The sequence below is a fragment of the Deltaproteobacteria bacterium genome (assembly GCA_016874755.1).
Lineage (GTDB): Bacteria > Desulfobacterota > Binatia > UBA9968 > UBA9968 > DP-20.
This window is the reverse complement of sequence record VGTH01000002.1, coordinates 62,501-83,410: the sequence shown is the minus strand read 5'-3', so window position 1 is coordinate 83,410 and position 20,910 is coordinate 62,501. Positions and strand designations below refer to the sequence as shown.

Annotated in this window: 23 protein-coding genes (1 of these 23 running past the window's edge); 10 read left to right on the top strand and 13 right to left on the bottom strand. The window is 57.2% G+C overall.

All coding sequences use genetic code 11. The features are described from left to right. The first annotated feature begins 197 nt into the window (after nucleotides 1-197). A complete protein-coding gene (rpoN, locus tag FJ145_01555; GenBank protein ID MBM4260104.1) occupies nucleotides 198-1,553 on the top strand; it encodes an RNA polymerase factor sigma-54 in 1,356 nt (451 codons plus the stop codon). A 61-nt stretch (nucleotides 1,554-1,614) separates the two neighbouring features. On the opposite strand, the gene FJ145_01550 is transcribed toward rpoN, so the two are convergent. The 13 genes from FJ145_01550 to nikR form a co-directional block, all read right to left on the bottom strand. Then, nucleotides 1,615-1,824: a hypothetical protein gene (locus FJ145_01550; protein ID MBM4260103.1), complete on the bottom strand. Its 210-nt coding sequence runs from the start codon at nucleotides 1,822-1,824 to the stop codon at nucleotides 1,615-1,617. A 27-nt stretch (nucleotides 1,825-1,851) separates the two neighbouring features. Continuing rightward, complete coding sequence (locus tag FJ145_01545) at nucleotides 1,852-2,904, bottom strand: glycine/betaine/sarcosine/D-proline family reductase selenoprotein B (protein MBM4260102.1); 1,053 nt, start codon at nucleotides 2,902-2,904, stop codon at nucleotides 1,852-1,854. A gap of 10 nt (nucleotides 2,905-2,914) precedes the next feature. Continuing rightward, on the bottom strand, nucleotides 2,915-4,189 hold the full coding sequence (locus tag FJ145_01540) for a hypothetical protein (protein ID MBM4260101.1): 1,275 nt from the start codon (nucleotides 4,187-4,189) through the stop codon (nucleotides 2,915-2,917). 454 nt (nucleotides 4,190-4,643) lie between these two features. Further along, nucleotides 4,644-5,525, bottom strand: coding sequence for a hypothetical protein (locus tag FJ145_01535; GenBank protein ID MBM4260100.1), 882 nt, complete (start codon nucleotides 5,523-5,525; stop codon nucleotides 4,644-4,646). 166 nt (nucleotides 5,526-5,691) lie between these two features. Beyond that, the gene (locus FJ145_01530; GenBank protein ID MBM4260099.1) at nucleotides 5,692-6,114 is read right to left on the bottom strand and encodes a heme-binding protein; all 423 of its coding nucleotides are present in this window, start codon (nucleotides 6,112-6,114) and stop codon (nucleotides 5,692-5,694) included. A 114-nt stretch (nucleotides 6,115-6,228) separates the two neighbouring features. Continuing rightward, nucleotides 6,229-7,068, bottom strand: a complete 840-nt coding sequence (locus tag FJ145_01525; GenBank protein ID MBM4260098.1) for a metal ABC transporter permease — start codon at nucleotides 7,066-7,068, stop codon at nucleotides 6,229-6,231. A 17-nt stretch (nucleotides 7,069-7,085) separates the two neighbouring features. After that, on the bottom strand, nucleotides 7,086-7,955 hold the full coding sequence (locus FJ145_01520) for a metal ABC transporter ATP-binding protein (protein ID MBM4260097.1): 870 nt from the start codon (nucleotides 7,953-7,955) through the stop codon (nucleotides 7,086-7,088). A gap of 10 nt (nucleotides 7,956-7,965) precedes the next feature. Further along, complete coding sequence (locus FJ145_01515) at nucleotides 7,966-9,012, bottom strand: zinc ABC transporter substrate-binding protein (GenBank protein MBM4260096.1); 1,047 nt, start codon at nucleotides 9,010-9,012, stop codon at nucleotides 7,966-7,968. Further along, complete coding sequence (locus tag FJ145_01510; GenBank protein MBM4260095.1) at nucleotides 8,990-9,601, bottom strand: methyltransferase domain-containing protein; 612 nt, start codon at nucleotides 9,599-9,601, stop codon at nucleotides 8,990-8,992. Before FJ145_01510 ends, FJ145_01515 begins: the two co-directional genes overlap by 23 nt. 190 nt (nucleotides 9,602-9,791) lie before the next feature. Further along, the gene (locus tag FJ145_01505; protein MBM4260094.1) at nucleotides 9,792-10,808 is read right to left on the bottom strand and encodes a cupin domain-containing protein; all 1,017 of its coding nucleotides are present in this window, start codon (nucleotides 10,806-10,808) and stop codon (nucleotides 9,792-9,794) included. 30 nt (nucleotides 10,809-10,838) lie between these two features. Continuing rightward, on the bottom strand, nucleotides 10,839-11,690 hold the full coding sequence (locus FJ145_01500; GenBank protein MBM4260093.1) for an AAA family ATPase: 852 nt from the start codon (nucleotides 11,688-11,690) through the stop codon (nucleotides 10,839-10,841). A 426-nt stretch (nucleotides 11,691-12,116) separates the two neighbouring features. Next, entirely contained in the window at nucleotides 12,117-13,391 is a 1,275-nt protein-coding gene (locus FJ145_01495) for an MFS transporter (protein MBM4260092.1), read from the bottom strand. A 62-nt stretch (nucleotides 13,392-13,453) separates the two neighbouring features. Next, complete coding sequence (gene nikR / locus FJ145_01490) at nucleotides 13,454-13,870, bottom strand: nickel-responsive transcriptional regulator NikR (protein MBM4260091.1); 417 nt, start codon at nucleotides 13,868-13,870, stop codon at nucleotides 13,454-13,456. A 489-nt stretch (nucleotides 13,871-14,359) separates the two neighbouring features. Between nikR and modA the strand changes: the two genes are divergently transcribed. The 9 genes from modA to rny form a co-directional block, all read left to right on the top strand. Further along, nucleotides 14,360-15,112 (top strand): molybdate ABC transporter substrate-binding protein, encoded by a 753-nt coding sequence (modA, locus tag FJ145_01485; protein ID MBM4260090.1) that lies wholly within the window; start codon nucleotides 14,360-14,362, stop codon nucleotides 15,110-15,112. A 21-nt stretch (nucleotides 15,113-15,133) separates the two neighbouring features. Continuing rightward, the gene (gene modB, locus FJ145_01480) at nucleotides 15,134-15,805 is read left to right on the top strand and encodes a molybdate ABC transporter permease subunit (GenBank protein MBM4260089.1); all 672 of its coding nucleotides are present in this window, start codon (nucleotides 15,134-15,136) and stop codon (nucleotides 15,803-15,805) included. A gap of 1 nt (nucleotide 15,806) precedes the next feature. Next, nucleotides 15,807-16,880: a molybdenum ABC transporter ATP-binding protein gene (modC, locus tag FJ145_01475; protein MBM4260088.1), complete on the top strand. Its 1,074-nt coding sequence runs from the start codon at nucleotides 15,807-15,809 to the stop codon at nucleotides 16,878-16,880. Nucleotides 16,881-16,918: 38 nt separating this feature from the next. Beyond that, nucleotides 16,919-17,347 carry a cytochrome c gene (locus tag FJ145_01470; GenBank protein ID MBM4260087.1) on the top strand — a complete coding sequence of 143 codons (429 nt, stop codon included), beginning with the start codon at nucleotides 16,919-16,921 and terminating at the stop codon, nucleotides 17,345-17,347. After that, nucleotides 17,248-17,943 carry an SCO family protein gene (locus FJ145_01465; GenBank protein MBM4260086.1) on the top strand — a complete coding sequence of 232 codons (696 nt, stop codon included), beginning with the start codon at nucleotides 17,248-17,250 and terminating at the stop codon, nucleotides 17,941-17,943. Before FJ145_01470 ends, FJ145_01465 begins: the two co-directional genes overlap by 100 nt. Before the next feature lie 27 nt (nucleotides 17,944-17,970). Then, nucleotides 17,971-18,261, top strand: a complete 291-nt coding sequence (locus tag FJ145_01460) for a hypothetical protein (GenBank protein ID MBM4260085.1) — start codon at nucleotides 17,971-17,973, stop codon at nucleotides 18,259-18,261. A gap of 9 nt (nucleotides 18,262-18,270) precedes the next feature. Beyond that, entirely contained in the window at nucleotides 18,271-18,552 is a 282-nt protein-coding gene (locus FJ145_01455) for a cell division protein ZapA (protein ID MBM4260084.1), read from the top strand. A 358-nt stretch (nucleotides 18,553-18,910) separates the two neighbouring features. Continuing rightward, entirely contained in the window at nucleotides 18,911-19,528 is a 618-nt protein-coding gene (locus tag FJ145_01450; protein MBM4260083.1) for a 5-formyltetrahydrofolate cyclo-ligase, read from the top strand. Between the two features lie 47 nt (nucleotides 19,529-19,575). After that, nucleotides 19,576-20,910: the 5' portion of a ribonuclease Y gene (gene rny / locus FJ145_01445; GenBank protein MBM4260082.1), read on the top strand. The gene runs 213 nt beyond the window's last position; only the first 1,335 of its 1,548 coding nucleotides appear in the window; it begins with the start codon at nucleotides 19,576-19,578; its stop codon lies off the right edge, out of view.

The window sequence follows — 20,910 nt, the reverse complement described above, 5'->3', positions numbered from 1 at the left end:
CGCATTAAAATCGTGCTGCCACTTCGTTGCTAAGCGTAATACTTCGTTTACAGCGGGCGTGTACTTTAAGTCACAGTCGAAATGGCCCAGCGAGCTACAGAGGCGCGAAAATACTAGCAAATTCCCTAATTGGTCTTGTGGCATCGCACTTGCTCTGCTGTACAGTGAAAACTCTCCACGGAACAGGAGTAACAACAATGCCGATGTCGATGACAATCAGTCGAGAGCTGCGGCCAATTCTTAAGCCGATATTGACCTTCAAGCAGCAGCACTCGCTCTACGTGCTGACTGTGCCACAGGCGAAGCTGGAGGAAATGATTCACGAAGAGTCGATGGAGAACCCCTTCATCAAGATCGAGGCGTGGGATGAATATTTGAACCAACGTCCCGCCCGGGACTTCGCGCTGCGCGGCATGCGAGAGGACTACTTTATAGATGAGGCGCAGCAAACGTTGGCAAACAAACCTTCCCTTATCGAACACCTGACGCGGCAACTCTGTGAGTCGCGCTTGACCCGAGAGAAGAGGGTGATCGGTGAGCATATTATCGGCAATCTTGATGACCGCGGCTACCTCGAGGTTACCCTCGACGAGCTCGCTGCAGAGAGCGGGGCGCCAGCGTCGCTGGTGGAGGCTGTGCTCCAGCGCATTCAAAACTTCGATCCGGTGGGCGTGGCGGCGCGCAGCCTGAGCGAATGCTTGTTGGTGCAGCTAGAACATGTAGGTGAAGGCGATGGTTTGGCGGCGCGCATTGTCGCTACTCATCTGGAGGATCTGGGGGCGCGCCGCTACCGCAAGATCGCCGAGGAGCTTAGAGTCGAAGTTAGCGAAGTCGAGCTCGCCCGTAAGCGGATCTTGTTTTTGGAGCCGAAACCGGCGCGTGAGTTCGACTGTGAGCAGATCCGTGTCGCCATTCCGGAAGTGACTGTCGAGGGCGTCCAAGGTGAGTGGCGGGTTCAGCTTGCGGACAGTAATTTGCCACGTTTTCGCGTCAACAAACGTCGTTTCCAATGGCAGCTTACGCAGCTGAGCGGCGAGCAAAAGGAGCTGAAAGAAAGTTTGAAAGAGCATTTGGACTACGCGAAGCAGCTTTTTCGTGCGGTTCAAGACCGGCACCAGACGCTGCTCAAAGTGGCAACTGCCATGTTCAAGCGCCAGGAAGATTTTCTTAATCGTGGGCGTTGTTGGGTCCGGCCCATGATGATGAAAGAAATCGGTGAAGAGATAGGTCGCACCGAGTCCACTGTCAGCCGCGCCGTGGCGGACAAGTTCGCGCGCACGCCACACGGCATTTTACCCCTGCGATTTTTCTTTCAGGACGGGGTGGCGCGCACCCGCGGGCCAGCGCTCACGGTTGAAAGCGTGAAGGCGAAAATCGAAGCGCTGATCGCGGCGGAGGACCCGTGCAATGCGCTTACTGATGATGAAATCGTCAAGCGCCTAGGCGACGATCATGGTATCGAGCTGGCGCGGCGCACGGTGAGCAAATATCGAGACAGCTTAAATATTCTCGCGGCCAGTCAACGGCGCCGCGATGCCGTCGCGTTAGTCTAATGCGCCCTCACCCTAACCCTTTCCCAAAGGGCAAGGGAACTCGGATTTTGATCGCGGTAAGTTAGACCTCTTCTTGCAAAGTTTTTAGCGCGCGCATGACTAGCTCGCGGCGATACTCTTTTTCTTTTTCCGGCGCCAGATCCGCATTGCCCGTCGGGCTGACGATGCCGCCCGCGGCGATGGCGCGGAGCGAGCCGACTTCTTTGGCGACTGGAATCATGGTGCAGATTTGCGTCACTGGGATGCCGAGCTTTTCGATTTCTTTGCTGATCGCTGCGCCGCAGCGAGTGCTCGATCCTCACGTCGAGGTGAGGATCACGCCGGTGACGCCGGCGGCCTGCAATTTTTCGGCGATGCTTTGGCCGATGATCGTCGCGTTCTCGACGGCGGCATGGGCGCCGCCGGTGCTGTGGATGAATTCATGCACTTTGGCAATCGCATGCTCACGTTCCAGCTCGCGCAGGGTATCGAGGGGCACCAGGCGATTCGGATCTTGATTGGCCAGCGCCGTGTCGTAGCCAGAATGCACCGCATCGTAACGGTCGGCGGCGAGCGACTCGACGCCTTGGATGGGAATGCTGGTGTAGCGCGTTGGCCGGCCCGGTTCGATTTTTTCTGGGTTGCCTTCAATCACCAATCCGCCGTCCGTTACCAGGGCAATTGTCGCGGCCTTGAGATCGCGCAACGGCGCCGCCGGTTTGTTGGCGGCGAACTTCGGCGCGGCGATCTCCGACTGGAACGGCGCGCCGCGGAGCTTGGCGAGCAGCATGTCGACGGCGCGCTCGGCCGGCGGCTTGGCGGCGATTTCGTTGCGCTTGACGCCGCGCGAGAGATAGCCTTCGAGATTCGGCCTGCCGATGGTTTCGTGGCGCACGAGCTTGAGCCCGAGTGCCGCCATCTGTTGCAGCACCGCGGCGGTCTTGGCGATGGATGCACCGGAGTCGACGATGTAGATGCTCTTGCGATAAAGATCGGCGCCGGCATTTTCCCGGTCCATGCCGGCAACCACTTGAATGCCGAGGCGCTCCTGCGCCGCTTGGCAAATGGCGCCGCAGGCAACGCCGTAGCGGCCGCTTTCGAAGGCCGGGCCGGCGACCAGCAGGTCGGCGTTGCGCTGGGCGATGTGGCCGCACAGTGTTTCGATGGCCTGAGCTTCATGCTCGGCAAAGTAATTGTCGCCGCAGAGAATTGTCGCGACGACTTCAGCATTCTCGCCGAGGGCCTTTTGGAGCGCGAGACCGGGGCCGAACGGACCGTCTTTTGCTCCAGGCGCTACATCGGCTTTGTCTTCGCCGCCGATCTGGGCGAAGAACTGATTCAAATAATGGATGACGCGAACTTTCTCGCTCATAAGTTTTTCCTCAACCCATGTAGGTGGTCAAGCGCGAGCCGCCCACCTGGCTGATCGCGCCGACGATGTCGCCATGCGAAACGCGCATGGCTTGCGTCGCCGGTATCAAAGGCACATCGGGGTTGGTGTTGTCCGGATTGGAATTGTCCAGCGGGATCGTCTCGCCGCCGATGACGCGCGCGACCGCGGGAAGATCGATCGGATCGCGGGTTAAGCCGGGCGTTACCAGTGCGTTGACATTCTCCGGCACAAAAGTGATGCCCGTGTCCGGATAGCGTTCCATGATGATCAGCGTCGCCTTCATGCCCATTTCTTCGGCGCGGGTGTAGGTCAACATTAGATCTGTGTCCACGGCGCCGCCGCCGATCTTGGTCGCTAAGATGCCGTCGGCGCCGAGGGTTTCCTTGGCCAGCCGGGCGTTGAGATAGGCATATCTTTCCTTCTCCGCGATCGTCTTCGGCGCGAGGGTAGCGACCACGCCGGCGAACCAGAGGTCTTGGCCGTGGCGGCGGTAGAGTTCCAAAATCACCGGATGGTTTTGCGCGAACCAGGTGAAAGCCGAATAGGAGAACATCAGAGCGCCATCGAGTATCTCGTTGGGATGGACAATCGTCGGCATGAAGCCTTGAATGTTGCTGCCGTAGAAAACCGTTTCGCTCTGCTGCGTTGGATGCTGGTGCGAATGGATTGGAAATATATAAGCGATGCGCGGTAGCTCTTTGGGACCTTGATTGCAGGCCACCGGCGGTAATTCGTAGACCTGCGTCTCGCCAGGCGCCACTTGTTTTGCCGCTTCTGCTAGATAAGTGGCGGCTTTCAAACCGGCTTTCTTGATGGCCAAGCGGTAGGCATCCTTGTCGGCGTTGGCTTTCGCTGTGGGCGTGAAGGCAACGTTGTGGGTTTTCCCAAGGGGCGTGAGCTCGGCGGCCGGGCCGCTCATGTCGATGATGTCGCGGTCGTGGGTTTCCGACTGGCTGATTTCGACGACGGCGACGTTCTTGAGCACGCGCGTGTGACCGTCGCCGACCAGGCCGACGCCGTCGAGAGCCCCGGGGAAGTTGGGGCCGTTGAGCCGATAGCGCGGCTGGAGAACATCAAGCACGCGAATGATGCGACAAGACTCACCGGGGTGGGCGAGGTCGACTGCGACCTTCTCAAAGAGCGATTCCTGTTGCAGCAGCGCGATCAGCTCGGCGCGATCGATCGTCAGCACGCCGTCTTCAAGCGCCGTGCGTGGACCGAACCGTACATCTTTGACGGTGACTTCGCCGAGTTCTAGACGCATGAAATATTTCCTCAAACGTTTTCGGAGTCCTTCGACCGGGGTGAGGGCCGGTTCGAAGTGTCGCAGATCGTGCCACCGTGCGCCCCCTCACCTCAATCCTCTCCCAGAGGAGATTGTGTCGCAATTGTCATTCTGCAGGATGACAAGACCGCTGATTTTCTCCATTGTGACACAGTCTTCAGAGAACGAGGAAGTCGAAAGCGAAAATAGCCTTTGTCCATGGCGAGCACATGGTCCATATAGGCCATGCTCAACACGGCGTAGGAGACTTTGACGTTTTCCGGAGCGGCAGCAGCGCGGGCTGTGGCGGGCGCAAAAATCAGTGTAACGTAAGCGACTACGATCAGCGCAATTGTCAGCATGAATCGGGTAGTAAGGAGTGAGTAGCAAGGAGTAAGGAGACTCGGAATGCACTCTCCTCGCTACGGACTCCTCGCTCCTTACTTTTTACTCCTTAGTAGATTTTTATTCCCGCTTGTTTCGCCCGCGCGACGTATTCGTCGGCCAGCCGCACGGAGTTGCGGGTGTAGAGGATCACCCGGATAGTTGCCATGTCGCCGATGTTGCGGTGCGAGGTGCCGGGCGGGATTAACAGAAAATCGGCTGTGTCGAGCATGTAATCGCCTTGGTTGGTGCGTGTGGCACGCTGGCCGGAGAGTTGAAAGGCAATCTCGTCCTGGCCAAAGCCGCGGTGATAAATCTTTTGCGCATCGGAGCGATGGGTTGTTTCAATCATGATGTCGGCATTTTCCACCAATTCGAAATGCTTGCCGCCCGATGCGGCGCCTTCGTCGATTTTGTCGAGCACAGTGCTGGGCTTGAGAAAAGTGCATTGCTTGTTGGGGACAACGCTTTGTTTGACGGGATAGGTATGGCCGATCTGCAGCGGGTTGCGTGTGTAAACGATCAGGCGCGTGCAGGCACCGTTGCCGGCGCTTTCGTGATGGATGCTCGGCGGTACCACCAGCAGGTCGCCAATGTCCAGTTCGAAATCGCCCTCGGAAGTTTTTGTCACACGTTTGTTTTGCACCTGAATCTGGGCTTCCGAAAAACCATTGGGGCGGCGGCCGTTGGTGCCATTGGCGCCGCGGCAGTATTGGAGCTCCAGGCGCACGTCATCGTTGACAAAGATCGGCAGCTGCTTGGTATCGCCGTCGCCTGGTATATCCATGGCGAGCAATTTGAGCGGCGATAGGTGCACACAGGCCCGTTCCGGCTTATCTTTGCCGGCGATGATGTCTTCTCCCTCATCGACCTCTTTCCAGACGCGCTCGGTCTTTGGGCCGACGTTGCCGATGAAGGACAGCGTGTTGATCTCCCTAAACTTAGTTCCCATGATCGTCCCTCCTATAAGGCTTTCATCATTAGTGTCAAATCAACCGGGAATCTGCAAATAGCGCAAAGCGCTGTTTCGAGTTTCGGCTTCAACTGGAAACTGATAATTAGAATTTCTGTCTTGTGATACTTCTTGCTCTTCGCGTCTTCGTGGTGCGTTAGCCCTTCTACGATTTCGCGACAAAGCCCGCCGCCTTGATGCCTTCGATGGCGCAGGCCTCATCTTCTTCGGCGGTGCCGCCGCTGACACCGACCGCGCCGACGATTTCATTGCCGTCCATGATCAACACGCCGCCCGGCACGGGCACGACTTTGCCTTGCGACATCGTCGACAGCGCGCCGAGGAACGCCGGGCGTTCTTTCAGTCGTTCGCTTAGCGAGCGGCTCGATTCACCCATGCCGACGGCGCCCCAGGCTTTGCCGATGGCGATGTCGGGGCGCAGGATGCTGGCGTTGTCTTCGCGCTTGAGTACTTTCAAGCAGCCGCCGTCGTCTAACACCGCGACGCACATGGGGCGATACTTAGCGTCGCGTGCTTTGGCGAGGGTTTTGTCGGCGATGATGTTGGCTTTTTCTAAAGTGAGTTTCATTGATCGATCCTTTATAAACTGGGTGCCTTGTCGTGAGCGTCCGCCGCTACTCAGTAGAAAACTGCGCTCAAGCTAGTAGGGCGCGTGGGAAATGTCAAAACGCCTTCTCGCGGGTCAGTGCGTGTGGTTTTGAGTATGACTGAGGGTTGCGCCGCTGCGGCCGACCAAGCGCAATTCGACCAATATGAAGATTGCCGCCGCAGTCAACACGATGGTCGCGGCCGAAGATATGTCGAGGTAAAAGCTCAGGAACATACCGGTCGCGCCGCAAAAGGCGCCGAGCAGCGGCGAGACCAAGAGTAGGGTATGAAACCTGCGCGTCAAATAACGCGCGATCACCGGCGGGATGACCATCGCCGCCGCGACCAGAGTCACGCCGAGAATTTGGGTGGCGCCGAGCACCGTGACGGCGAGCAGCACGACGAAAAGAAAGTCAGTCTTTCCGGTGGCGACGCCGTAGGCTGCCGCCACTTCCGGATCGAAGGTCGCAAACAACAGTTGGCGGCGCATGATCGACAGCGCGGTGACAACTAGGATCGAGATGACAACTATCACCCAAAGATCGCTGCGAGTAATGCCGAGAATGTTTCCGAACAGCGCGGCTTCGATGTTGCGGGTGAATTGGCGGTGGGTGGAGATCAGCGCGACACCCAGGGCGAAGCTCGACGTGGTGACGACGCCGATCGCCGCATCGGCGCCGACCCAGCGGCGGTGGCTGATCACGTGAATCAAGCCGCTCGCGAGTAGCGCCCAAACGCCCGCGCCCAAATAAAAGTTCAGATTCCACACATAGCTCAAGACCGCGCCGCCAAAGATCGCGTGCGAAAGCCCGTGGCCGATGTAGCTCATGCGGCGCAAGACGACGTAGACGCCGATATAGCCGCAGAGCGCGCCAACCAGGACGGCGGCGATCAGGCCATGGCGGAAAAACTCATACTCAAAAGGAACGAACATCTTTTTGGTTTAAGCCGTTAAGAATGCGGCGCATGGGGCCGTTCGCCGATCATCACCATGCCGTCCTGGCGCATTACTAAGAGCTCACCGCTGTAGGTCTCCTTGAGCACCTCCGGGTTGAAAACCTGATAGGGTTTGCCTTCGGCGATCAAGCGGCGATTCAAACACACCACCCAGGGCAGGTGGGCGGCGACCCAATTCAGATCATGCGCGGTCAGGACGATGGCGACGCCTTGGTGATTGATCTCGTGCAAAAAGTGAATGACGTCGTCGCGCGAGCGGATGTCGAGGCCCGAGGCCGGCTCGTCGAGAAAGATCAATTCGGGGTCGCCAAGTAGTGCGCGGCCGATGAACACCGCTTGCTGCTGACCGCCGGAAAGCTCGCGAATATGGCGTTGGCCGAGGCCGGCAAGATTTAGCCGTTCCATGATCTCGTGTAATTTCTTTTTTTCGTTTGCGCCGATGCCGCCGAACCAGCGGTTCCTGACGAAAAAGCCCATGGCGATGACTTCCTCGACCGTGATTGGAAAATTCCAATCGATGGCTTCCAGCTGCGGCACGTAGCCGACGCGGTCGAGGGCGCCGCGGCGCAGCGCCTTGCCGCGCAGGTGAATGTGCCCGCTCGTCATTGGAATCATGCCGAGCACAGTGCGCAGCAGCGTGGTTTTGCCACCGCCGTTGGGGCCGACAATCGCCATGAATTGGCGCGGCCAGATTTTCAGCGAGACGTTTTGCAGCGCGCTGGTGGCGCCGTAGGAGATGCTGACATCGGTCAACTCGACAAGCGGCGTGACGTGCTTTTGCAGCTCGGCAGATTCTTCGATGCCCGGCGGATGGAGCGTGTGCGGATCGCCGGGCCGGTGGTCGTGATCATGTGAGTGAGCCATGGGAGGAATATTAATTCCTGCGCCGATAGTCCGCGTGGCTGCCAGCCACGGGCGCAGGATCGACTTTTTTCAAGGCGTCGGCGGAGCCGCCGAGGGCTTCGAACATGATCGTAATGTTCTCAACCATCATGCCGATGTACGAATGGTTGGGATCGCTCGGCTTACCGGGCAATTCATCGTCGCGCAGTTTGTCGACGTAACGGCTTTTGCTCTCGCGGGCGATCTGTTCGAGGACGCGGCTGGGAAAAACTTCCGAGCCAAAAACGGCGGGGACTTTTTCTTGGCGAATCTGTTCGATCAAACGAATAACTTCTTTGGGGCTGGGGTCGGCAAAGTCCGACGGCTGCGCCGCGCCGATGACGGTGAAGCCGTAACGGCGGGCAAAGTAGGGCCAGGAGTCGTGATACGTGAGCAGCCGGCGATTTTGCGCCGGGACGGTTGCCGCCGCTGCTTTGATCGCCTGGTCGAGGGCCTCGAGCTTTTTGAGAAACTGCGCGGTGTTGGCTTCGTAGGCCGCTTTGTTGGGCGGATCGAGGCGCGCCAACTCGTCGCGCACTAGCGTGGCAAAGCGCATGGCATATTCAGGGTTCAACCAAAGATGGGGATTGGGATGACCTTTGTCTTTGGGAAAACTGAAATCGAAAACATAGTCGGCCTGCTCGATCGTTTTGTCGCCGAGGGAAAAAATCGCCGCGCCTTTTTTCAGATTGGCTTGGGCAAGTTTTAACGTCGGCGTTTCCAGATCGAGGCCGTTGAGAATCACCAGATCGGCCTCGGCTAGGAGCTTGCTATCCGATGGTACCGGCTCGAAGGTGTGCGAGTTGACGCCTTCGGGAACGATGCCGGTGATTGTGACTTTGTCGCCGGCGACGTTTTCGACGATGCTGGTGATCGGCGCAACCGTCGTGACGACTTTGAACTTTTGCGGCGCTGCGGCGGGTTTGGCGGTTTCTTCTTTACGGCTGCAGGCGCAGGCGATCAAGAGTAGGCAGAAAATTAACCGCACCGGGCGTAAAGAATAAATTCGAGCCACGTTAGGTACTCCGAAAGCCGCCATAGACGGCGCGGTTTTCGCCGCGCCAGAATATTTGCGTATCGTGGAATCCCGCTTCGCTGAGCCACTTGAGTTGATCTTCCCAGGGCGGCCGCGGCCGGTCGAAGTTCAAAAAACAGCCGCCGGGTTTGACCAAGGGAAAAAGCTCGCCGTAAACGCGCTGCATAATTTTCGGGTCGCGCACGTTGTGAATGGCGATGGATGAAACCGCGGCGGCATAGTTGCCGGGAATGTCTTTGACCCACTTTGGTCGGCTGAAATCACAAATGGCGTAGTTGAATCTGCCGGCGAGATGTTTCATGCGCTCGCTGCCGAGCTGGGCCATTTCGCTGGAGCCATCCTGGCAGACTGCTTCGGCGTTGGGGAAGCGCTGCAAAAGAAATTGCGTCAGCGCACCGTAGCCGGCGCCGATATCGAGAATTTTTATCGCGGCGTTCTGCTGATGCGGAATAGTGTCGGCGAGCACGGCAAACGGCTTCTGGCGTAGGGCCTCCTTGGGGTCTTGGCCTGCAGCCCAATGAGCGACGTAATCGGACGAGTCCCAATCGTGATGGTCGGGGCGGTATTTCGATGGTGAGGTAGATTGAGCCATCGTTTACTCCGGACAAGTTTTTTGCGCAGAAGCTGTTTTCGGAAAGGGGTACGGGGAGCGGTGAGGTGTCATGCTGAGCGAAGCAAAGCATCTGCTGGTTGGTTTGGCGCTACGGGCAGATTCTTCACTGTCGCTCAGAATGACACAGCGGAGGTCGCCTGTGGTGACTCTGCGCCTATTCGCAACTTGACTAGTAGGAACGCTCACGTTTGCGCGTGATACGCCCAGCCTCGATCGGGTTGCCTTCGTCGTCATAGATGCGCGTGCTGGTAAAACCCTGCGGCCAGATTGAGGTAATCCACTGGCGAATATTGAAACCAATACGAATCTGGGTAATCGAGTTCGGGTTTTCATTAATGTGCTGGTGTTCCCACATCGCCGGCGGCACGTAGAGGACGTCGCCGGCGCTCCAGGGAATGCGCTTCCCCTGCATGTCGGTGAAACCTTCGCCTTCGATCGCGTAAACCACGGCCTCTAAATGTTTGTGCCGGCCGCTTTCATGGAAGGCCGGCTCAATCCAGCGATTGGTGATCGCAACGCTGACCGCACGAAAGCCGTTTTTGGGCACGACCAAATAGTTAGAAAAATCATGTTGGTTTTTGGTCGCGGCGATGGCGCCCTGCGGGTTGTAACTCTCTCCGGGAGGTAATTTTTCTTTGTTGGTCGGCGCCTGCTCAAGGTGGATAATCGCGCGGCTGCCGTCGGGATAATATTGCGAGGTTTCCTCGGGCATGGCGGCGACCATCGTCGGATCGTTGGGGCCGCAGGTCTCGATCTGCTCGATGCGCGCAACCCGCAGGAAGGCTTCGAGATCGAAACACATGCCGTGCAGAATGGTGACCGGAACTTTGCCGGTGTTAAAATGTTGATGCTCCGCCCAAAACGGAATCTGCAAGGTGCTGCTAGTGTGCCAATTAAAACGCTGGCCGTTGATAATGCTGAAGCCCTCGCCTTCGAGGATATGCATCGACTCTTCGCCATGGCGATGCTTGCCGGTGTGCCAACCCACCGGGATCTCGGACTTGAGCACGTTGCTGCCCATGGTGGCGTAACCTAGGTGACTGGCCACCATCAGCTTCACTTTGGCGTCGTGCGGGGTTGAGACCCATGGGATATCTTTGTCGACCGCGACCAGCCGGCTCTGTTCAAGCTCGTCTTGGAGTCGGTTCGGTGTTTCCAGCCATTGTTCATAGAAGTTCTTTGCCATTTTAAGTCCCCTTGTTTAGTGTTCGAAAAATTAGTCGGCGGGTCTTTCTGCCAGCGATTCCTTTTTCAGCAGCTTGGCGACAAAGTGGCGCATGGCAAAACGCTGACCGTCGCGCATGCTGCGCACGGTGCCGTCGTTTACTGCCGCCAGCAGATCTTTTCTCAATTCCGCTTGCTGCGTGCCGGAGAGTTCCTGCAGCGCCGGTATCTGCTCGACCATTTTTAGCAGCGTTTCGAGGTCAGGATAGTCGACGACATAGCTGAGAAAGCGATCGCGAATCGCCTCGTCGATCAGATCCGGACGGTTGCTGGTCAAGATGATCGTCGAGCGCGAGGTGTCGATGTCATCGATGGAATGAAAGAAAACGCTGTCCTGAGAAAAGTGCCACTCTTTGGCATGCTGACTGCCACGCGCCATGAAAATCGACTCGACGTCGTCGAACAAGAGCACCGAGCGCTGCCCCTGGGCGGTGAAGCCCGATTTGGCATGGAGAAAAATATCGCGGATGCGCTCTTCGCTTTCGCCATAACGCGAGCGCGAAATCTCGCCGCCGTCGATAAAGGCCAGAGCGACCGGTGGATCGTTGTCGTTATCGAATCTGCGGCCGAGCTCGTAGGCCAAACGCTTGGCCAAGGTTGTTTTCCCTGTGCCCGGAGGGCCGCTGAGCAAAAACCCTTTCACCAAACCGCGGGTGCTGCTTGAGCGCCATTGGTACTCGGTAATAGCGGCGATTTCCTGCAGCAGATCGTGGTAGCGATCCCCGACCACTTCGCTGCCACGGACGACGCCGGCGTCGTCCGTGCCGCCAAAGAGCAATGAAAGCTTATCGAATGAAATAACGTTGCCGGCAGATAGATGATGATGACCGTCACTTGCGCGCATTTCTTGATCTCCCCAATCAAAAGATAATATCAACAGGCCGACCCAATAGGCAACTAGCGGGTCGGACGCTGCAAGCGAAACTTGCAAACGTCCGTAAACTCTGCCGGCATGTTTTGGCCGTCGCGCTGCGCCGGCCCGAGGCGCGATGGTTTAACGGCCTTCAAAGCTCCTTCGTCGAATCCGCCGCCGCTCAGCGCCGAAAGGCGTTCAGAACGTCGACCGTCCAGGTCATGCCAAAGTTACCTTAGAACCTGGCACCAGAGGAGCGCAGGCTACGGCCGGCCGCGAGATCTAAAATGAGTGAAGGGGTGAGCGTGTAACGGGCGCCGTGCCGACAGCGATAGGGCAAATAAAATTAACACCATCCTCGACCTAGCGCGAGTGCAAAGATACCGCAGAGTTCTTTCCCGCATGGGGCCGCGTGCCTTAATTCGAGTGATGGTGATCGCCAATCGCGTGGGCGGTCGGGGTGACCTCGATTTGGCGCAGCTTACCGAGCAGAATGCAGGAAATGGCGAGGACAAACGACGCCGCCATGGCACCGAAGGCAGCCTTGAGTCCGAGCCATTGGCTCAGGTAGCCGACCAGCGGCGACCAGATGGCGCCAGCGATGAAAGTCGCTGTATAAAACCAGGCAAATCCCGTGTCACGAATTCGTTCTGAAGTGGTGTGGGTGACCAGGGTTTGCAGAATCGGATGGGTGCCAAACGCAGTGACGCCGAGCGCGAACGCCGCCAACGATACAGCGATGAAGCTGGCACCCAACCATGGGATCGCGAGCGTAATCGCGGCAGAGGACAGGTAACTGATGAGTAAAATTTGCTGCGGATGAAAACGATCGGCAAGGTTGCCGCCGAGCATGGGGCCGACGACGCTGCCCACGTTCATCAGTGTGAAGATAAAACCGACAGCCGCCGCTTCCATGCCGAGATTATGACTAAGGTAGAGCGGCATGAAGCTGGAAATGATGCCGTGGCCCGAGCCGCCGGCGGCGACGATCGCGGCGACCAGAATCCAGCGTAGATTCTTATTTCGAATCGCCTCCGCGCTATCCTGCCAAAACGAAGCACGGTCACTGACGGCTTCACGCTGTGCGCCGCCGGGTTCTTTTAGCCAGATGCACATGGCGGCGCCGACGAGGATCGCCGGCACGGCGAAAAGGATCGTCGTCCAACGCCAGCCCCAGAACCCGATCAAGAGCGCGGCGCAGAGCGGAATTACCGCGGTGCCGACGTTGCCGGCAGTGAAATGAGTGGCGAGCGCAGTGCCCAGATTTTTCTTCTTGAAATGATGCGATAAGAGCGAGCTGCCGACCGGGTGCTGCGCTGCGCCGCCAACCCGCGACATGACGGTCCAGAGAAAAAATTGAAAATAACTCTGCGCCAAACCGACCAGCACGAAGCAAACGCCGACAGACGCATTGCCGACGCCGAGGATCATGTGGCGCGGAAAGATTCGGCCAAGGGAGCCGGCGGCGAGCTGCAAGAGTCCGCCCACCGCGCTGGCAACCCCGAGCATGATGCCGAGCTCGCTATAGCCGAAATTCAAATCACGGAGGACTAAAGGAAAGACCAGGGGCTTGAGCGCCGACTGGGCGTGGTTGATGCCGTGGGCGACGCTGATCAGCGTGAGCGCCGAGCCCGAACCTTGGGCGTGGGCGGCTGACGTGTCGATGTCGTGGGTGTGTTCAGCGCGGCTCATGGTCGTGTGCTATTCTAGAATAGCAAGCTTTACAAATTCGTGTTACCATGGAGAAAAATTTTTTAGTGCTTTAGCTCCGGCGTAGTGGTTACTAGTTTGCCGTTTTGCACTCCTTTGGTTGCGATCAACTTGCCGGAGATCTCGTGAACTTTGTCGGCCCGGCCGCGAATGACGATGACCTCCAGGCAGTTATGCTCGTCGAGGTGAATGTGCAGGCTAGCATTCACATTGACCTCGGCTTTGTGCTGCATGTCCGCCAAAACATCGCTCAGGCGGTGCACCCTATGGTCATAGACTAGCGTCACCACGCCGATCACATCGCTGTTGCCGTGATTGATCTTTTTCTGAATTAAATGATCCCGGATCAGATCGCGAATCGCCTCCGAACGGTTTTGATAACCCTGCCCGCCGATGCTTTTGTCGAAAGCTTCGAGCAGGTCGTCTTCCAGCGAAACGCCAAATCGCGATAGGTGGTGCATGGGCGTGTTACTCTCATTGGCTCGTAACACGTATGCTAATTTTGTGTCAACGATCCGCTGGTGTTGAGGAAGGCTGATCGAGACCCGGACTGGAATCGGTGGCAAGCATGGGATTGGGCGGTGCTGTGCTGTCGTTTGTCGTTGACGCTTGGTCGGACGATCGGTTTTTTGGTCACAAAGGACAAACGAGTCGGATCGTTAGTGCGCCGGAGTCTCTCTAAAACCTATGAGTTTACGGCATATTCGGAATTCGATAGCCGTTTTTCATGCAACTCGGCAATTGGCAAACATGGATGCTGGGTCGGTTGTAAAGCAAGAATTTGCCAGATGCTATGTGAAGGGCGGTTTCGACGATTCCAATGAAGCGGTGGACATGTGAGTAGTGGACGTCTTCGCCGGGTGCGTTTTTTCACTGATGGGACACTCGGTTCGCCGGTCCGCAATCGAAACAATGCCTTGACCGTGCATGGCTTCAAGAAAACTTGGCGAGTGTTCACAAGGATAGTCGTGTTCGTGTTGGCTTTGGCGGTGAATCAGATTAACGCCCGTGCCGAAGAGATCTTGGTGTCGGCAGCCGCTAGCCTCACCGACGTGCTGAAAGATGTCGGCAAAGCCTATCAGGCAAAGAGCCAAAACAAACTGTTTCTGACTTTGGGGCCGTCGAATTTTCTCGCGCGGCAAATTGACGAGGGGGCGCCGGCGGATGTGTTTTTTTCCGCGGATCTGGCGCAGATGGACAGCCTCGAAAAGAATAATCGTCTTGAGCCGGGCACACGGCGGAGCTTTCTGTCCAATCAGCTCGTGATCGTGGTGCCGGCCGATTCCAAGTTGAAAATTTCTTCAGCCGCGGATCTGCTTAAGCCGGAAATAAAAAGGATCGCTTTGGCGGACCCTTCGGGCGTGCCGGTGGGCGTTTACGCGAAGCGGTATCTGACCGATGAAAAGTTGTGGAGCGGTGTTGCCGCCAAGATTGTTCCGGTGCTCGATGCGCGCGCTACCTTGGCAGCGGTGGAGGCTGGCAATGTCGACGCGGGAATCGTTTATAAAACCGACTCGGCGATTTCGGCGAAAGTCAAAGTCGCATTCGCGGTGCCGGTGGAAAAAGCTCCGAAGATCGTTTATCCCGTCGCCGTCGTAAAAGACTCCAAAAAGAAGGCGGCAGCGCGGGATTTCCTGAGCTTTCTAACAACGCCGGCGGCGAAAAGTCTGATCAAGCAATATGGCTTTGTCGTTCTGGAATAAGTCGCGCGCGTCACTCCTGTGATTTTTTCTCCCGAGACTTGGCAAATCACGCTGTTTTCGCTTGGCGTTGGGTTAGCGAGCACGTTGGCGATCCTACCCTTTGCGATCGTGCTCGCTTGGTGGTTTGCGCGCAAAGAGTGGCCTTTCAAAAGCGCGTTGGAGACCGTCCTGCTGTTGCCGCTGGTGCTGCCGCCGGTGTCCACAGGTTTGATTTTACTCAAAACTTTCGGCCGCCGCAGTCCTGTGGGTAGTTGGCTTTACGATCGCGGCGTTGAGATCGTCTTCAATTGGAAAGGCGTGCTGATCGCCATGGCGGTGATGTCGTTTCCGCTGTTCTTTCGCTCGGCGCGGACGGCGTTTGCCGAAGTGAATCCCCGATTGGAGCAGATCGCCGCAACGCTTGGCGCTTCGCGTTTGCGGATTTTTTTTACGGTGACGATTCCGCTCGCCTACAAAGGTATTGTCGCCGGCGCTTTGTTGGCTTTCTCACGCGCCTTGGGTGAGTTTGGCGCGACGATTCTCCTCGCGGGGAATATCCCCGGCAAGACCCAAACCTTGTCGCTGGCGATTTTTGGGTTCGTGCAGTCGGGCAAAGATGACGAAGCGTACGTGTTGCTCGCGATCACCGTCGCCCTTGCTTTTATTTTTGTTTGGTCCTCCGAGTGGCTGCTGCGTTCACGGCGGGTAGCGTGAAATGAAAATTACTTGCCGCATACCGCTGGCGGAATTTGAATTGAACATCAACGCCAGCTTCGAGGCGCGGCTGACGTCGATCTTCGGTCCGTCGGGATCAGGAAAGACAACCCTGCTCGACGCCATCGCCGGATTGCGCGCGATTAGTTCGGGGGAGATCGAGATTGGCGGCAAGACGCTATATTCCTCGGCGCGCGGCATCAATCTCGCGCCGCAGCAGCGCGGCATCGGCTATGTGCCGCAGGAAGCCGCGTTGTTTCCGCATCTATCGGTGTGGAACAACATCCTTTTCGGCTCGGTGCGCAAGGATTCGGTCAACGATGCCAAAGGGATGACGCTGGAACATGTGACCGAGGTACTGGAGATTGGCAGCTTGCTCGAACGCCCAGTGGCGAAACTCTCCGGCGGTGAAGCGCAGCGGGTCGCGCTGGCGCGTGCGATTCTTTCGCGGCCGCGACTGCTGCTGCTCGACGAGCCGCTGGCGGCGCTCGATGTCGGGTTGAAAGAGCGCATCTTGCCTTACCTGGCGCGGGTGCGCGACGAATTTGCGATTCCAATGATCTACGTCACGCACAATCTAACGGAAGTTCTCACACTGGCGGACTGGGTGCTGATGATTCAGCGCGGGCAATTGCTCGCTCAGGGCGCGCCCAAAGAAGTTCTCCGTTCGTCGCTTTCAGTTGCGCAGGCGGCCGATGATGATTTTGACAACGTTTTGACCGTCGCCTTCGTCGACTCGGACAAAGCGAGCGGTCGCGCGCGCGTCAGAACTCCTTCGGGCCAGGAACTGTTCATTCCTTATATGGAACGGCCAACCATCCAAGCTCTGCAGGTTCGCATCAGCGCCGACGATATTTTGCTGGGCACGCAGAAACCCGAGGGCATCTCCGCGGGTAACATCGTGGCGGGCGTGATTCAGCGCGTTGAAGCGCTCGACGGCGAAGTCGTCATTACGGTGCTCGCCGGCGAAGAATTCTATGTGCGCTTAACCGGATCGGCGGTGACGCGCCTCGGGCTTGCCGAGCAAAGCCCGGTGTTTCTCATCATGAAAACTCGGTCGTTTCATTTGCTGTAGATTTCACCGAGGGTTTCCGAGTGGTATGTTCAATAGAAATGTCCCCGATTTTGGCAGCTATGCTACTCTCATGCCTGTTGCTCGCCGGCTGCGGTCGTAACCCGCGCATGGATGCGCTTTATGCGCAGCGCTGTATCAATTGCCATGGGCCAAGCGGGCAGGGCGATGGGCCGATTGCAGCGTCGCTGCCGGTAAAGCCGCCGGACTTTCGTCAAACAGTCGAGACCAAAAGCAACGCACAGATCCGAAGAATCATCGCGCACGGCCGCGGCACGATGCCTGCGTTTGAGCCGGCGTTGAAGCCGTCGGAGATCAACGACATGCTGCAGATGGTGCGCTTTTTGAGCCGTGAAGGGCGCGATCTTCAATGGTGGGAGAAGTACGATACGCTAGTGGCGGCGCATTGCAGTGTGCCGTGGGAGGCGGTGCTGGGCGTGGACGATCCGCCGGAGGCGAAGAAGCCGTGATCCCTTTGCTTGTGCTTGTGCTGGTGTTTGCACTAGTTCCTCAAGCGGCAGCGCATCCGGAGCCGCCGCGCCCCGCCAAGCTGCAGCGAAGTGTCAGCAATCAGGCGATCAAGAACTTCACGCTGACCGACCAGCGTGGGCAGCCTTTCGAATCCGCAAAGCTCAAAGGAAAGATTGTCGTCGTCGGCTTCGGTTACACGACCTGCCCCGATGTTTGCCCACTGATTACCGCGGCGATGCGCCATGTGCAGGATGGTCTTAGCTCTTCTGAGAAAAGCGACGTTTACTTCGTTACGATCACGACTGACCCAGAGATCGATAACCCGCAGGTGCTCGCGGGCTACGCTAAGCGCTATGCAGTCGATTTGACCCATTGGAGTTTTCTCACCGGCAATGAGGCGCTGCTCAAGCCTGTTTGGCAAAGCTTTGGCGTCAAAGCCACTCGCAAGGCGCGCGGCTTGGTCGACCACACTGCGCTGACCGCCGTTGTCGACCGGGCTGGCGTGATGAAATTTGCCTACCACGGCACTGCACCGGAGCCGAAAACTATCCTCGCCGATGTTCGCGAACTGCTCAAAGGGGCTGCCAAACCATGATCGCCGGAGTTAAGAATGTAAATAAGCTTGACATCGCAAGTACTTGAAACTAATCTCAAAGATGAATTATCCTATGAGCAGGATCGTATGCCGCTGGAAAACCTTGAACAGTTAGAAATCAAAATCAATCGCCTAATTGAGCAGCACGAGCGCGTTAAAAAAGAGAAGCAATCGATTGAAAGACAACTGCAGGGAAAAGAGAACGAGTGGCACGATCTCAAGGGGCAAATCCGGCAATACGAGCGTGAGCGGGGCGAGTTAAGGGAAAAATTGGACAAGATTTTAAACCAGTTCGCTGCGCTAGATCTGCCCGAATAAAGCAGTACAATGACCAAGCGCGCACTAGACGTCGAGATACTTGGCCAGAAATTCACCATCAGCAGTGATGCCGAAGAGGGTTACATGCTGAAGGTGGCCGGCTATGTCGACGGCAAGATGCAGGAGCTAGTGCAAGCGCCCAAGCCGGTGGCAAAGGCCAATGTGGCCATGCTCGCGGCGCTAAACATTGCTGACGAGTATCATAGATTGAAAGATGCTCACGAAGCGGTGTTGCACCGGCTGAATCAATTGTCAGAAAAACTGTCAACGACTTTGTCTGAGGAGGGTTAACGACTTTAAGGTGATCCATTTCTCCGGTGCATCGCGTGAAACGCGGAGCAACATCTGGAGAAGCCTTAAACGAGGCGGTGTGGAAAGATGAGGGAACGGGGAAAAGCAATACTAATGGATCTGATCTACTGGGTGATCGCGTTATTTATTCCGTTGGGAGCTCGGCAGCCTTTTGCCAAGGGCTGGTCAATGCGGGTCGCAATCCCGTCTGCTGTCCGGACATTTGCGCCGGCGGTGATGCTAAGCGGCGGGCGGCTGTCGAGGGGACCGACTTCGTCGATACGTAGATCCGATCTATAGAGCAGAGTTTTTCCGGCCAAGGATTTTCTCTTCATCTCTCCCCCGATGCAAAACGACAATGCGGGGGGCCTTTCAAGCGACGAGCAAGCAAGCGATCCGCAGCGCTATCCTGTCACAGCGTCAAGGGCTCAGTGCGACCGACGCAGGCGATTGGAGCCGGCTGATTCAACGCCGGGCCGTAGAGCTCGCGCAATACCGAGCCGCCGGTGCGGTGGCGCTTTATAGCTCGATCAACAACGAAGTCTCGACTCGAGAGGTCTTTGACAATGCCCAGAGAGCGGGAAAGTCAGTCTATTTTCCGCGTATTGAGCCCGGCAGAACCCTCAGCTTGATTCGGGTGTCGTCCGTTTTGGATTTCAAAGCCGGGCCATTGGGGATTCTTGAACCCAAGGGTGAGCAGCGGCTGGAAACGGGCCAGGCCAGGGGGTTGGTGGTTTTCGTGCCGGGGATCGCGTTCGATGAGCGTGGCAATCGTCTGGGGCATGGCAAGGGTTATTACGATCGATTGATAAAGGAGCTTTCGCCCGGCGCGACTTTCGTTGCGCTGGCATACGACTTTCAGGTTGTTGAAACGGTCCCGTGCGAGAGCTGGGATCAAAGAGTTCATTTAATTGTTACCGAAAGGAGAACCATCGACTGCGCGAGCATAGCGACGCAGTCTGTGCAGAATGTGTAAGATAATTATTGTGAAGGGGGGTGTTTTCATTGGGTCAAGAACTAATCATGACCATTGCCGGCCTAGTCGGCGGCATCATCATCGCGCTGGGACTTAACTGGTTCCGCGGCAAACAACAGAGCGGCCAAGTACAATCCGCTCAAGGCGCTGCGGCGCGTATCATTGATGAAGCGAAGAAGGACGCGAGCGCGATCAAGAAGGAAGCCGAGATTCAGGCCAAGGATAGTGTGCTCAAGGAGAAAGGAAACTTTGAAAACGAGGTGCGCGAGACCAAACGCGAGCTGCAGAATCAAGAAAAGCGGCTGATTACCAAAGAAGAGGGCATCGACAAACGCATTGAATCGGTTGACAAGCGCGAAGCCGAGCTCGGGCGCCGCGAGCAGTCGCTCAAGGCGCGGGAGAAAAACGTCGACGACAAAGCAGCCGAGTGCGATCGGCAGATCGACGAAGCGCGCAAACAGCTGGAACAGGTTGCGGGTTTGACTCGTGAGGAGGCAAGAAAGAGCCTGATCGATCAGATGGTTGAAGAGGCCAAGCATGAGTCGGCCAAACGCATTCGCGTGATCGAAGAGGAGGCCAAAGAAGATGCGGTGCGCCGAAGCCAGAAGATCGTCGCGTTGGCGATCGAACGGCTCGCCGGCGACTTTGTCGCCGAGCGTTCGGTGACCGTGTTTCCGCTGCCGAACGATGAATTGAAAGGTAAAATCATCGGTCGCGAGGGACGCAACATTCGCGCACTGGAAGCGGCAACAGGCATCGACCTGATTGTCGACGACACGCCGGAAACCGTGGTGATTTCGGGGCATAATCCGATCCGCCGTGAGGTCGCGCGCTTATCTCTTGAGAAGTTGGTGTCGGACGGGCGTATCCACCCTGGCCGTATCGAAGAAGTCGTGCGCAAATCGGAACAGGAGTTGGAAGACGCGATCAAGGAGGCCGGGCAGAAGGCGATCTTCGACGTCGGCGTCGCTGGAGTGCATCCTGAAATTGTAAAACTTTTGGGGCGGCTCAAATATCGCTACAGCTATGCGCAGAACGTGTTACTGCATTCGATTGAAGCGGCGTTTATCTGCGGCTCGATGGCGGCGGAGTTGGGGTTGAACGAGAAGCAGGCGCGCCGCGCTGCGCTGCTGCACGACATTGGCAAAGCTGTTGATCATGAGGTCGAAGGCTCGCACGCCATCATCGGCGCCGAGCTGGCGCGCAAGTACGGCGAGTCGCCGAAAATCGTCAATGCGATTGCGGCGCATCATGAAGACGTAAAAGCCGAGACAATTTTAGCGCCGCTAGTCGACGCGGCCGACGCCTTGTCGGGCGCGCGCCCGGGCGCGCGCCGTGAGATGATGGAGAATTACACGAGGCGTTTGGAAGATCTCGAACGG

Bases quoted from the DNA above. Each gene is read 5' to 3' on its own strand.
- FJ145_01540 (MBM4260101.1), bottom strand. From the start codon at position 4,189: ATGCGTCTAGAACTCGGCGAAGTCACCGTCAAAGATGTACGGTTCGGT.
- rpoN (MBM4260104.1), top strand. From the start codon at position 198: ATGCCGATGTCGATGACAATCAGTCGAGAGCTGCGGCCAATTCTTAAG.
- FJ145_01545 (MBM4260102.1), bottom strand. From the start codon at position 2,904: ATGAGCGAGAAAGTTCGCGTCATCCATTATTTGAATCAGTTCTTCGCC.
- modC (MBM4260088.1), top strand. From the start codon at position 15,807: ATGAAAATTACTTGCCGCATACCGCTGGCGGAATTTGAATTGAACATC.
- FJ145_01505 (MBM4260094.1), bottom strand. From the start codon at position 10,808: ATGGCAAAGAACTTCTATGAACAATGGCTGGAAACACCGAACCGACTC.
- FJ145_01515 (MBM4260096.1), bottom strand. From the start codon at position 9,012: ATGGCGGCTTTCGGAGTACCTAACGTGGCTCGAATTTATTCTTTACGC.
- FJ145_01495 (MBM4260092.1), bottom strand. From the start codon at position 13,391: ATGAGCCGCGCTGAACACACCCACGACATCGACACGTCAGCCGCCCAC.
- FJ145_01525 (MBM4260098.1), bottom strand. From the start codon at position 7,068: ATGTTCGTTCCTTTTGAGTATGAGTTTTTCCGCCATGGCCTGATCGCC.
- FJ145_01455 (MBM4260084.1), top strand. From the start codon at position 18,271: ATGACCAAGCGCGCACTAGACGTCGAGATACTTGGCCAGAAATTCACC.
- FJ145_01470 (MBM4260087.1), top strand. From the start codon at position 16,919: ATGTCCCCGATTTTGGCAGCTATGCTACTCTCATGCCTGTTGCTCGCC.
- FJ145_01535 (MBM4260100.1), bottom strand. From the start codon at position 5,525: ATGGGAACTAAGTTTAGGGAGATCAACACGCTGTCCTTCATCGGCAAC.
- FJ145_01510 (MBM4260095.1), bottom strand. From the start codon at position 9,601: ATGGCTCAATCTACCTCACCATCGAAATACCGCCCCGACCATCACGAT.
- FJ145_01530 (MBM4260099.1), bottom strand. From the start codon at position 6,114: ATGAAACTCACTTTAGAAAAAGCCAACATCATCGCCGACAAAACCCTC.
- FJ145_01520 (MBM4260097.1), bottom strand. From the start codon at position 7,955: ATGGCTCACTCACATGATCACGACCACCGGCCCGGCGATCCGCACACG.
- FJ145_01465 (MBM4260086.1), top strand. From the start codon at position 17,248: ATGGTGGGAGAAGTACGATACGCTAGTGGCGGCGCATTGCAGTGTGCC.
- FJ145_01450 (MBM4260083.1), top strand. From the start codon at position 18,911: ATGCGGGGGGCCTTTCAAGCGACGAGCAAGCAAGCGATCCGCAGCGCT.
- FJ145_01500 (MBM4260093.1), bottom strand. From the start codon at position 11,690: ATGCGCGCAAGTGACGGTCATCATCATCTATCTGCCGGCAACGTTATT.
- nikR (MBM4260091.1), bottom strand. From the start codon at position 13,870: ATGCACCACCTATCGCGATTTGGCGTTTCGCTGGAAGACGACCTGCTC.